Source organism: Marininema halotolerans (genome assembly GCF_900116235.1).
Taxonomy (GTDB): domain Bacteria; phylum Bacillota; class Bacilli; order Thermoactinomycetales; family DSM-45169; genus Marininema; species Marininema halotolerans.
In genome coordinates this window covers 270,305-282,764 of record NZ_FPAA01000004.1, presented here as the reverse complement: position 1 = coordinate 282,764, position 12,460 = coordinate 270,305, and the positions used below count along the sequence as shown (strand labels likewise).

Below are 12,460 nucleotides of genomic sequence, written 5' to 3'. Positions count from 1 at the left end.
AATAACATGGCGATTATCATCCATATTGATGTGATGTTGGCTAAGCGGAAAATGAGCGTCACAGAACTCTCAGAGCGGGTTGGAATTACAATGGCGAATCTTTCTATATTGAAAAATGGAAAGGCAAAAGCAATTCGATTGTCCACGTTAGACGCCATTTGTAAAGCGTTAGAATGTCAGCCTGGGGATCTTTTAGAATACAAAAGTGATGAAGAGAAGACTTAAGGATAGTAAAAGTTTTAGATAACTGGAATGAAATCCAACTGCTTCAGCCTCCAGTTATTGCTTTCTAGGGCTCAGATAACCGCGCTAAATACAAAAAAAGCCTGCTAGCCTCGGTTAACAACACCGACAAACTAGCAGGCTTTTTACATAGGTTATGCGAACTTCGCGTTAGGCTCTTTTTTTCTCATTAGCAGGACGTTCCCAACACTCAACGTTTTTCAGACCCTCAATCGTATCCGCATAAAAGACAGGGTCCTTCCCTTGTTTACGTTGTTCCAAGTAATCCTTCAATGCCGCGAAGGCAAACTTCCCTAACAACATAATGGCAATTAAGTTGGTCATCACCATTAAAGCCATCGCTAGGTCTGCTAGGTTCCACACAATATCTACTTTTGCAATTGCTCCAAACACGATCATCCCCAAGGCCAGTGCTCGGTAAATATAAAGGGTTGTACGGCTTTTGTTGATAAAGCCAATGTTGGACTCCCCATAGTAATAGCTTCCAATAATGGAGCTGAATGCAAAGGTGAAGATGGCCACTGCGAGGAAAATACTTGCCCACGAACCAAAGTGATCCCCCATCGCTGCCTGTGTTAATTGAATATCTTTTAATTTTTCAGAGGGAACTACACTTGATGTCAAAATAATAAATGCCGTTGCGCTACATACTAGCAAGGTATCAAAGAAAACCCCAAGTGCTTGAATGAAACCTTGTTTAACTGGGTGGCTGACTGATGCAGTAGCCGCAGCATTAGGTGCACTCCCCATTCCTGCTTCATTGGAGAACAGCCCTCGCTTTACCCCCATCATGATGGCAGCACCAAACCCGCCACCTACTACTTGTTCAAGACCAAACGCGCTTTTAAAGATTAGTTCCAATACAGCGGGAATCGCAGTGATATTCGAAAGGGTTACATATAGAGCAAGCCCTACATAAAATACAGCCATAACTGGGACGATGATTTCCGAGAAGCGCGCAATCCGTTTAACCCCACCAAAGATAATCAGACCAGTCAATACTGCCAGAATGATCCCCATCATCGTTGTATTAACATGAAAAGAATTGCTGAAAGCGGATGCGATAGTGTTACTCTGTACAGCATTAAAGGTGAGACCGAAGCTGAGAATGATTGTTACGGCGAAAATTGCACTCATCCAGCCAGCACCCAGCTGCTTCTTAATATAGTAGCCAGGTCCCCCGCGATAACCCACAGCGTCTTTTTCCTTGAAGATTTGCGCTAATGTGCTTTCAACAAAAGCAGAGGCTCCACCTAGCACAGCAACTAACCACATCCAAAATACGGCCCCAGGACCCCCTGTAGCAATCGCGCCGGCTACACCTGCAAGGTTACCGGTACCAATCCGTGTTGCTGCCCCGATAAAAAAGGCTTGCAAGGAAGTGACTCGATTCTTCTCGTCTAAGTCAGCTGGCGGTTTATCCTTGAGGACTCTAAACATCTCTTTAATTTGACGAACCTGCACGAAGCCCGTTCGAATGGTAAAGTAGACCCCTAACCCAAGTAATAAAGCAATAATGACATAAGTCCATAAAAATTCATTCGCACTGATTACCAAATTATTTAACAATTACAATCGCCTCCTAAACAGTTTCTTTTTAATGAATTATCTCATAACTTGCAATGAATATCCACAGGTAATAAACGGAATAAATATAACCCTATTTTTTCTATTAATTGGATTCCATTGAATATGCATCTATTTTATGAGGATCTTTGATGACTCGGCTTTTACTGACACGCTACAACAGTTGGCAAGCAGATTGTTTACCATCAAAAAACCCCTCTTATCATTAGATAAGAGGGGTTTTTTGATGGTAATTATCCTTGCTTCGTTTTATCTTTTTGCGGAGATGGCTCCCAACTTTCAACGCCTTTTAAACCTTCAATGCTATCTGCATAAAATACCGGATCTTTTCCTGCCTCTCGCTGGGCGAGGTAATCCTTTAATGCAGCAAAGGCATATTTCCCTAACAACATTATAGCAATTAAGTTGGTCAGAGCCATTAAGGCCATCGTCATATCCGCCAGATTCCATACCAAGTCAAATTTCGCTTTTGCGCCGAAGATCACCATTCCTATTGCCAGGATGCGATAGATTACGGTTGTCACACGATGGTTGTTAAGGAACCGCAGATTGGACTCACCGTAGTAGGAATTCCCGATAATCGAACTAAAGGCAAAGGTGAAAATTGCGATTGCCAGGAAAGCTCCTGCCCAGGAACCAAAGTGATCCCCCATTGCCGCTTGCGTCAATTGAATATCTTGTAGCTTTTCGGATGGTTTTACCCCAGCGGTTAAGATCATAAAGGCAGTGGCACTACAAACAATCAATGTATCAAAGAAAACACCAAGTGCTTGGATTAACCCTTGCTTCACAGGGTGAGAAACCACTGCAGTAGCGGCGGCATTGGGCGCGCTCCCCATTCCTGCTTCATTGGAGAACAGCCCTCGTTTTACCCCCCACGAAAGAGCAGCACCAAATCCACCGCCTACTACTTGATCTAGACCAAACGCACCTTTAAAAATGGTTACAAGAACCATCGGAATTTCAGTAATGTGTGCGAAGAATACATACAGCGCCATCGCAACATAAAAAATAGCCATCACAGGAACAATGATTTCAGATACACGAGCAATTCGTTTTACTCCGCCGAAAATCACCAGTGCAGTTAATACAGCCAGTACAATTCCGACCATGGTGGTACTTAGATCAAAGGACCGATTAAATGAAGAGGCAATGGTATTACTTTGCACCGCGATAAACACGAGACCAAAACTAAGCAAGATGGTAATGGCATAGATGCCACTCATCAGCTTAGATCCAAGTTGCTTCTTTATATAATAGCCAGGACCTCCACGAAATCCCACCTCATCACGTTCTTTGTAGATTTGAGCCAGTGTGCTTTCAACAAAGGCAGATGCAGAACCGACGATCGCAACCATCCACATCCAAAACACGGCCCCTGGCCCCCCTAACGCTATGGCAGTTGCTACCCCAACGACATTCCCCGTTCCAATCCGAGTCGCTGCTCCGATAAAGAAGGCTTGCAGGGAAGTAATATCTTTATCCGATCCGCCCTTGGGACGATCCTTCAATACATAAAACATCTCTTTAAGATGACGAACCTGCACAAATCCCGTTCGAATAGTAAAGTAGACCCCTAAGCCCAACAATAAGATAATGAGCACATAGCTCCATAATACACCATTGACCGAAGTGACAAATGAATTCAACAAAGTAACGTCCTCCTGTAAGATAGTATCCACATAAAATTATTACATAAATAAGCATTTAACACCACAGGTAATAAATAGAATATCAAATACGGGATAAATATCAAGATGTTCAGATACTTCCTCTAACATATCCTATAATATATGGTTATATTCCATATATAATCGTATCTACCACTACATGCTCGCCAGGCATGTGGTTACTCAATGACGACACAAAAAAACCGGTCCTATTGATAAAATAGTAACCGGTTTTTTGATGTCTAATGCAAAAGGTTTACGATTTTTCTTCCGTATAAACTTGGAAACAAACGCCGAATTTATCGGTAACGATCCCATAAGCAGGACTAAAGAAGGTTTCTTGTAAGTCCATATTTACTTCGCCATCTTGTTGAAGAGATTCGAAAATCTTCTTTGAAAATGAGGAATCCGTGGAGTTAATGCAGAGAGTGACCTGATCTCCCTTTGTACGCGATTGCCCTGGGAAGGTATCTGAAAACATAAGATGACTCTCCCCTATTTTTAGCGTGGCATGGGAAATTCTTTCCTTCGCTTCTTCTGGTATCGCAAACTCAGGATTTTCCGGCATTTCTTTAAAGGTTTGTTGGTTAAGAAGTTCAGCCCCAAGTACTTTTTGATAGAAAAGGATGGCTTCCTTCGCATTTCCATCCATCATGATATAAGGGATTACATTTGAGATCACATTGCATCAACTCCTTAATTTGACTAACTATTCATTTCACCATGCTTCTCTGTGGTTCCTTCCAGCAATCTTTAATCGATCGCCTTTTCTTGCTAACTTTTACCACCAGAAAACACCAAGCGAGCCGAAGTGTTGCACCGCGGCTCGCTTGGTGTTTTCTTGAACACGCATTTTTTAATTGGAAGTACCATAACCAATCTGGTTAACTAACAGTTGACTTTCTTCATTCATCCCACGTACGATAAGCGCTTTACCTAATTGCTCATACTTGGTGTGAACCTTGGAGATCGCGGTGACCGCCGAGTGGTCCCAGATATGTGCGTGACTAAAGTCAATGATAATATCATCCGGGTCCTCTTGATAATCAAAAATGTCCACAAAATGATTCATCGTGCCGAAAAACATTTGGCCAGAAACGTGATAAACCTTCGTGTTTCCTTCTTGGGAAATCGATACGTTTAATTTGGCGATTCTCCAGCCAAAAATTAACGCACTTAAGATCACTCCAGCAGCTACACCCTTCGCTAAATCGTGGGTGGCGACCACAATCGCCATCGTCGTCAGCATGATCAAGGAGTCACTTAGCGGAATCTTTCGTAGATCCTTAATCGATTGCCAGTCAAAGGTACCGATGGAGACCATGATCATCACCCCGACTAAGGCCGCCATCGGAATTTGTTTTACAACGTCGCCTAGGACCAGTATTAAAAACAGCAAAAAGCTTCCTGCAACCAAGGCGGATAATCGCCCTCTTCCACCCGACTTGGTATTAATAACCGATTGACCGATCATGGCACAACCTGCCATTCCACCAAAGAAACCAGTAATCATATTGGCGATTCCTTGTCCTTTGATCTCACGGTTTTTATCACTTTGTGTATCGGTCATTTCATCAACAATGCGAGCAGTGAGCAATGACTCCAAAATGCCAACAAGGGCAAGTGCAAAGGAGTAAGGCAGAATCACCCAAAAGCTTTCCATACTCAAAGGGAAGCTAGGTAAATGAAAAATGGGTAATGCTTGTTTAATTTCTCCCATATCCCCCACAGTGCGCAAATCCAAATGAAATGCGAAGGCAATGATACTCATACAAATAATAGCTACCAACGGAGAAGGAACTGCCGTTGTTACTCTGGGAAGTAAATAAATAATGGCCAACGTCCCGATCACCATAGCCACCATCATCCAGGATTCACCTACAAAATGAGGAAGTTGCGCCATGAAGATAAGAATGGCGAGTGAATTCACGAAACCGACCATGACCGAATGAGGGATAAAGGTAATAAAACGTCCCACTTTTAGCAAGCCGAGAAGGAACTGAATAATTCCGGTTAAGATGGTTGCTGCAAAGAGATACTCAATCCCATGGGTCTTGACCAACGTAATCATGAGTAACGCCATCGCTCCCGTGGCAGCAGAGATCATACCAGGTCGACCACCAACAAATGCGATGATCACCGCAATGCAAAATGAAGCATAAAGACCGACCATGGGGTCCACTCCAGCAATGATTGAAAAGGCTATTGCCTCTGGAATTAGAGCAAAGGCAACCGTCATGCCCGCCAGAATGTCCCCTCGTATATTGCTTGTCCATTGTGTCAAATAAGTTTGTTCGCTTCCTTTCACTATCATCCCTCTTTCATGATGTGTCCATCCAGAATCAATTTACCAAACAAAAAAAGCCCGTTGCAGTGCAATAGGCTTTGTAAAAAGCAACTCACGCTCAAAGCAACTCTACTATTGTACATCATTCTGTCAACTTGTGGGTAGCACCTTCATATAAAAGGAACACCCAAGGATCTAGAAAATAGACCCTCAGGTGTCTAAGAATTAATGGATAAGCCCATTCAAGTGATCGGTATAGTTTTTAAGGGGAGTCGTGCCTTTACTTCCTGCGTTTTTCCCAATGATATAAATGTGATTACCCGTTAATCCATAGGATAAATACGCATCGATATCTGTGCTGGCATTACCATAGGCAGTTTCGAGCGCCATGCCCTTAGAGCCAATATCCTGGAGGAAGTCTCTTTTATACCGTGTGGTTTTATCACCGACTAAGAGTTTATCACCATCATAGGTATGCAGAATGCCACGGGGGAATCCATGCTCCATCAACCACGTTTGACTTTTCTCTGTCAGCCAATAGGGCCGGGCTGTCAAATAAACAATGTGATAGCCTTGATCCGCATAATAACGAGCCACTTTGTCTGCATCTTGGTACATTTTAGCTTTGTAGTTACCATCCCACAGCTCATTGAGATACTCTTTTATATTTTCGCAATCATCGGTCGTTAGCGTGCCATCAATATCAAAGACGACCGTCTTTGAGGGATTTGCAAGATTGTACAGATACATATTGGCATGGGTACCATCGCCTTCAACATATAACTTGATCAAATGAATGCCTTGGGGAAGGTGATTTTCTGCTGGAATCGTAAAGGAGATACGACCATCTCGATTCGTTTTGGCTCTTCCTAGTTTGTGCCAACCTGCTTTCCCTCCAGATAATGAATAGGAATAAATCGATACCCATTCCCCTTCGAGGTCTTTGCGCAAATCGCCATATTGAAATTTCCCTTTAATCACTTGTGGATCCTTATCATTTACAACCAGGTCATAGCCGTTATGATGAGGTGTATGAGAGCTTAATAACTTATTAAAATAATAGTTAAATCCTGTCTTAGGAGCATTAAACTCGGACTCTTTAAAATCAAAATCTGTCGAAATGGTTGAAACCGTTGAAGATGATGACGCTGCATTGGCAATGGAATCGGGTCCCACCCCGATCAAAAAGGACGCGATCACCAACAACATTGCTAGCTGAAACCATTTTCTTTTCATCCTTACTCCTCCTCATTCATCGATCACTTGATGGCCTTAAAATCAGTATATGGGGGTTGTTTTATATTATTTTTAAATTGATGTTTAGAAATGATGTTTTTCATCCTCCTCATAAGGCCATAAAAAAAGAGCCAATCCATTGAATGGCTCTGAGTTCTTTAGACAGTTGATTCGAGGAATCTACCAGACAGCACGCTACCCTAATATTTACGGTTTAGCGGAGGTTAACACGCGAAGGACGATCTTCTCTAGCCATCGCCATGCAAGTATTTGCTTGACACAATAAAGTCCCTTTGCATCCTTCCCCATCACCCAACGAAACTTTGGCGCACGAGCACGAGCAATTCGAAGGACGATCCCAGTAATTTTCTTGGGGTTGCCAGCCTTCCCCTCTCCTTTAGATTCCATCCGATTGATCCCATTAACGACCTGGTAATAAGGGGAATCTTCTGATTTTACCGTAACATGATTCTTTACAATATCGGTTTGAAATGAACCTGGCTCAATCAACGATATATAAATTCCTAGAGGAAGCGCTTCCAAGCGAAGGCTTTCACTAAACCCTTCCACTGCAAATTTCGAAGCAGAGTAGGCAGCAAAGGTCGGGAGTCCCATGAAACCCAATGCACTGGAGACATTGATAATTTTACCCGACTGTTGTTTTCTCATCACAGGCAGTACTGCTTGGGTCATGGCAATAACCCCGTACAAATTGGTCTCGAGTATGGACCTCCACTCATGCAACGGAGTCTCTTCCATCGTGCCTCGTAATGCATAACCCGCATTATTTAATAATAAATCAATCCGACCTTCCTTTTCGATGATGGCGTTTACCGTTTCCTCGATTTCCTGCTCGATTCTCACATCCAATTTCATCACCGTAATTTGGTTAGAAACCCCTTCTTGTTCGGCTCGTTGTAATAACCTTGCTTGCTTTTCAAGATTCCGCATAGTGGCGATCACTATATATCCTTCTTTCGCAAGGGCAATCGTAGATTCAAGTCCAAACCCACTGGATGTTCCGGTAATAAGTGCAACGGGTGATGAGGTATCCGTAGTCAGCATGCTGTTCTCCCTCCATATCGTTGGTCGATTGGTATCATCATGACATCCGTCATTTATCCAGGTCAAGTAGTAAGGGTTGATTCATCGCACCCAGTCAGGGGAAAAATTACGAACACTTGTTTCGGTGGTGAGGATATGATACCTTGGCATTAACGTCTGTCTATTCTACCAATAAGGTGGTGCCAATGAGCCAACCCTCGCCCTTCTCAGTCAGTCGTATGGCCTTATGCCAATTTCTCATTGACGTTCAACAGCTATCCCGCCCTTTCAAAGAAACCGATCCGACGCCATCCGATGTACTCACATTGATTCAACAACTCGAATGTGTGCAATTGGATGCAGTCTCCATCGTAGAAAAAAATCAACACTTAGTATTAGCTGCCCGCCTCCCTGGATATCACCCATCCCTATTAAACCATTTGCTAAGCGAGGGCAATGTGTTTGAATTCTGGGCAAACGCCGCTTGTGTACTCCCCATGGAAGACTACCCTTTGCTCAAGCCTATTCGTCAACGGAGGCAAGAGCTACTGCAGCCTCAACTTGATACGTATTCCTCCATCGTACAAGAGGTGTTGAACATGGTAGAAAAGGAAGGTCCTCTTCCTTCCCGAGCGTTTCAATCATCGGATCGCGTTCATGGATATTGGGATAACAAAGCAGCGACCACCAAAGTAACCTCCCATGTCCTTAATTTACTCACTGACTCTGGCCAGCTTCGTGTGGTTCGCCGAGAAGGAAATGAACGTTTCTTTGATTTGACCGCCCGCACGATACCCAAAGCCCTGTTGGATCTGTCAGATAAAATGCCTTTAATCGATGCCACCCGTGGATTGATCGATAAATACCTGCGGGCGTATCGCATCATCGATCCAACGGATGCGCGCTTTGGCTGGCTAAAATTGCGTGCCAAGGAACGTCAACACGTCGTGAAACAAAAGTGTGAGGAAGGCTCTTTGACGCCAATCGCTATCGAGGGTGTACGGCGATCCTACTACATGTCCACTGAGGATGTGGATTGGCTCCAACGTTATGAGAGAAACCATAAGAAAAACACAGATGATCCGATCCGATTTCTCCCACCCTTAGATAATCTATTATGGCGGCGTGAACGAATTGCTGATCTCTTTGACTTTCACTACCGATGGGAAATCTATACCCCACGGGCCAAAAGGCAATATGGTGCCTTTGCCATGCCAATTCTGGATGGAACGCGTTTGATTGGTCGGATGGATCCACAGTTAGATCGAACCCATAGACAACTTCATGTACGCCTGCAATTGGAATCGACGATTACCAAGACACCCTCACTGCAAAATCGACTTCACCAAGCGATCAACGATTTTGCGGATTTCCATTGTGCTCAGAAGGTGGTCATTGCCAACACAGAAAATTGATAAGAATGAAGAGGATGAGCCCATCCTTTCACCCTCACTTCTCAGAGGTTCCAGAAGCTTTTTTTAGAATCACCCAGATTAAACCTAATAGTTGAAGAACCGTTAAAAGAATCAGGTACGTCCCAATTGACATCATTGCCAACAATGAAAATCCTCCGCTAATCACCATACTGATTAAAAGTAGGAAAACGGATTTTTTCCTCACCGCCCAGATACTTAACAGGACACTAAGCACATAGAACGTCCATAACAAAGGCGTCACCACATCAAAAAAGTCCATGATCCATCCCCTCTACCCTTTATAAACGGTTTTGCCAAGTCACTAGACAAAATGCCTCCATTGCGCCGGAGGCATTTTGTCTAGTTTGTATAAATATCAAGGTCTAAGAGCCAATGAAGCTCCCCTTTCGCAGTCCAGTTTACCTCATAACGGTAGGTTCCCTCTTTTTTAGCATCAATTTGAATGTGATGAGTTACCGAGGTTTTCTTTTTGGGAAGCAAAAAATCATAATTATAATAGCCAGCTTCTCCAATCACTCGCACTTTATCATCATATCGGATCGGCTGCTGAAGTGTGGAGTCAGATTTAAACCAATGCGTATTCAGTGGAGAAGGATTGGCCACCCAAGTCGTCAGTTGATGATCGTTTATTTGGATGGTATCCTTGTCATCATTCCAATCAAGACTTAATGTCGTGCTAGCGAGATCCAATCCAGGTGGATCATCGGTCACCGCTTTCACCCAAGCATGATATCCACCGGTTCCTTCTACCGCCTTGGATGATCTTTTGGCAGGGATTAGATCTTCAGTGGGTTTGATCCGTGTGGCCTTATAAGTTTTCTTTTCTTTATCAATGTGAATATGATATGCCTTATGCTTTTGATCAGCAACTTCTTCATCGCGAAGGACGATGTTAGATACGTTCCCTTTTGTTGATATGGAAACCTTATCAAACTTCACCGTACTATTTTTTGTGGAGCGTAGAACCGAATGACCATCTGCGTAAGCGATTGGTTTTATTGTCGTGCTACTAAGTAGTAAGCCGATGGTTAACGCCATCATCATCCCTTTTTTCAATCAAAATTCCCCCTGTGATTTTGGTTGTTAAAAAATTTGCAATGTTGCGAAGAGAGTTTTATGTAATCGAACCCACTAGAGGAATTCTGAATGACCTTCTCAAACAGGGTCATTTCCACTGATGAAACGCCAACTCTCGCAATCTTCCAAATCACCAGCGTTATTACAATTTATTTATTTACCCCCCTCTCATTCAAATCCCTTGATAGTGATCCTACCATTTCTAGCTTTTCTTATTCAAGATGCAATTCAATTTTGCTCCATTTAATTTTGTAAAATTGATCTACAATACTTATCCCCCTCAGTGAACCCATCCTATATAACGGAAGATTCTCCTCCATGCTTTTAAAATAGAGAGGGATGGGTATATGATAGAACAGAGCCTATCATTTATTTTAGAGAAGGAGCTCTTGTATGGCTGACATCCCCTTTTCCCGGCGTCTACCCGAAAATATTAACCGTATCATCATTCGCTTTCCAGAAGATGTGCGTGAATTCTTTCTGGAGATGATCAGCGCCGACCGATCCAAACAAACGATCGCGAACTATGCCTACGATTTTGCCCTTTTCTTCGATTGGCTGGAGACAAAAGGAGCTACCCTCGATTCAGTCGACGCTCACCTGTTAAAGCGATTTTTTCGCCATATTGAAAATGGCTATGAGCGAACGACTCGTGTCAAACTGATAAAAAAAGATTCCGTAACGGGTGAACGAAAGGAAACATGGGTCGAGCGAACGCATTTTCGTGAAAACTCTCGTTCAGGGAAACAACGGAAACGGGCCTCGCTACGCTCCCTCTTTCGCTATCTCGTCAAATCACGCGTTCTTGAACGTGATCCCATGGAAGAATACGAGGATACAGGGTTAAAAAGCCGTACTCAAAAAAAGGTACCTGTCTTCCTCACACGCGATGAAGCTTTGCGTTTGGTTCAAGCAGTGAGTCAATATCATCACAAACAGAAACGGCGTCATCAGCACTGGTATGAGTATCGGGATCGTGCATTAATCCTTCTGTTACTCAATACCGGGATGCGTGTTTCAGAACTTATCGGATTAAATTTAAATAGTATACAGCGTGATGGGGATACCTTGCGCGTCATTATTTTCGGGAAGGGTGGTAAGGAGCGGATGTTAAAACTAAACCGCCCTGCCGCTGATGGATTACAGCAATACCTTGTCCATCGCCCACAAACCGAAATCAAACCAAACCATGAGGAGGCTTTACTCCTCAATAAGAATCGTTCACGAATTAGTCGTAAAGCCGTAGGAGATGTGATTCGTAAATATGCGAGGGAAGCTAATCTACCACCAAAAGCCGCTAGCATCTCCCCTCACAAATTGCGTCATACATTGGCGACTCTCCTGTTATCCAATGGAGAAAACTTACGGGTTGTTCAAGAGATATTAGGTCATTCCAGTATTCAAACCACCCAGATTTATACCCACGTCATTAACGCCGAAAAAGACAGTGCGTTGGATCGTCTTGGAGATGGGATCTAAACAAGTCCCTTCCTTTTTAATAAGGAATGACTGTGGAGTCAGGAGGCATTTTATGCAGCGAAAGCACATCATTGTCCATGGTCGTGTACAAGGTGTTGGGTTCCGTTGGTTTACCAAGCGGGTCGCCCTTCGTTTGAAACTCCGTGGTTGGGTCAGGAATCGTGCAGATGGCACGGTAGAAATTGATGCCCAAGGGGATACAGAAGCGATGAATCGATTTTTAAAAAAGGTTCGACGAGGAAGTTTTCGTTCCCGTGTGATCAAACTGGATGAATCGGTAAAATCGCTTACAAAGGAGTACGATACCTTTGAGGTTCGTTAACTCCCATGGAAAAAGAAGCCTTTAGGGGCAACAAACGACGATCATGTTTTTAGCGCAAATGAGAGAATGCCTTGAGGAT

At 43.4% G+C, this 12,460-nt stretch carries 12 protein-coding genes; 4 read left to right on the top strand and 8 right to left on the bottom strand.

Going from position 1 to position 12,460, the window contains the following annotated elements; genetic code table 11:
• Window positions 1-6: 6 nt before the first annotated feature.
• Window positions 7-225, top strand: a complete 219-nt coding sequence (locus tag CHX35_RS07175) for a helix-turn-helix domain-containing protein (protein WP_091836075.1) — start codon at window positions 7-9, stop codon at window positions 223-225.
• A 168-nt stretch (window positions 226-393) separates the two neighbouring features.
• Here the strand turns inward: CHX35_RS07175 and CHX35_RS07170 are convergent, their stop codons facing one another.
• The 6 genes from CHX35_RS07170 to CHX35_RS07145 form a co-directional block, all read right to left on the bottom strand.
• Entirely contained in the window at window positions 394-1,812 is a 1,419-nt protein-coding gene (locus CHX35_RS07170; protein WP_091836073.1) for an alanine/glycine:cation symporter family protein, read from the bottom strand.
• 251 nt (window positions 1,813-2,063) lie between these two features.
• A complete protein-coding gene (locus CHX35_RS07165) occupies window positions 2,064-3,482 on the bottom strand; it encodes an alanine/glycine:cation symporter family protein (RefSeq protein WP_091836071.1) in 1,419 nt (472 codons plus the stop codon).
• Between the two features lie 274 nt (window positions 3,483-3,756).
• The gene (locus CHX35_RS07160) at window positions 3,757-4,182 is read right to left on the bottom strand and encodes a VOC family protein (protein WP_091836070.1); all 426 of its coding nucleotides are present in this window, start codon (window positions 4,180-4,182) and stop codon (window positions 3,757-3,759) included.
• A gap of 174 nt (window positions 4,183-4,356) precedes the next feature.
• Window positions 4,357-5,808 (bottom strand): SulP family inorganic anion transporter, encoded by a 1,452-nt coding sequence (locus tag CHX35_RS07155; RefSeq protein WP_281252063.1) that lies wholly within the window; start codon window positions 5,806-5,808, stop codon window positions 4,357-4,359.
• Window positions 5,809-6,012: 204 nt separating this feature from the next.
• On the bottom strand, window positions 6,013-7,023 hold the full coding sequence (locus CHX35_RS07150) for an LNS2 domain-containing protein (RefSeq protein ID WP_091836066.1): 1,011 nt from the start codon (window positions 7,021-7,023) through the stop codon (window positions 6,013-6,015).
• 207 nt (window positions 7,024-7,230) lie between these two features.
• Window positions 7,231-8,088 (bottom strand): SDR family NAD(P)-dependent oxidoreductase, encoded by an 858-nt coding sequence (locus CHX35_RS07145; protein ID WP_091836065.1) that lies wholly within the window; start codon window positions 8,086-8,088, stop codon window positions 7,231-7,233.
• A gap of 185 nt (window positions 8,089-8,273) precedes the next feature.
• Here CHX35_RS07145 and CHX35_RS07140 point away from each other — a divergent pair, with 185 nt between their 5' ends.
• On the top strand, window positions 8,274-9,482 hold the full coding sequence (locus tag CHX35_RS07140) for a winged helix-turn-helix domain-containing protein (RefSeq protein ID WP_091836063.1): 1,209 nt from the start codon (window positions 8,274-8,276) through the stop codon (window positions 9,480-9,482).
• Between the two features lie 34 nt (window positions 9,483-9,516).
• On the opposite strand, the gene CHX35_RS07135 is transcribed toward CHX35_RS07140, so the two are convergent.
• Both CHX35_RS07135 and CHX35_RS07130 read right to left on the bottom strand, forming a co-directional pair.
• A complete protein-coding gene (locus tag CHX35_RS07135) occupies window positions 9,517-9,762 on the bottom strand; it encodes a hypothetical protein (protein WP_091836061.1) in 246 nt (81 codons plus the stop codon).
• Window positions 9,763-9,842: 80 nt separating this feature from the next.
• A complete protein-coding gene (locus CHX35_RS07130; protein ID WP_091836059.1) occupies window positions 9,843-10,559 on the bottom strand; it encodes a hypothetical protein in 717 nt (238 codons plus the stop codon).
• A gap of 414 nt (window positions 10,560-10,973) precedes the next feature.
• Between CHX35_RS07130 and CHX35_RS07125 the strand changes: the two genes are divergently transcribed.
• Complete coding sequence (locus tag CHX35_RS07125) at window positions 10,974-12,059, top strand: tyrosine-type recombinase/integrase (RefSeq protein WP_091836057.1); 1,086 nt, start codon at window positions 10,974-10,976, stop codon at window positions 12,057-12,059.
• 52 nt (window positions 12,060-12,111) lie between these two features.
• Window positions 12,112-12,381 (top strand): acylphosphatase, encoded by a 270-nt coding sequence (locus CHX35_RS07120; protein WP_091836056.1) that lies wholly within the window; start codon window positions 12,112-12,114, stop codon window positions 12,379-12,381.
• Window positions 12,382-12,460: the final 79 nt, after the last annotated feature.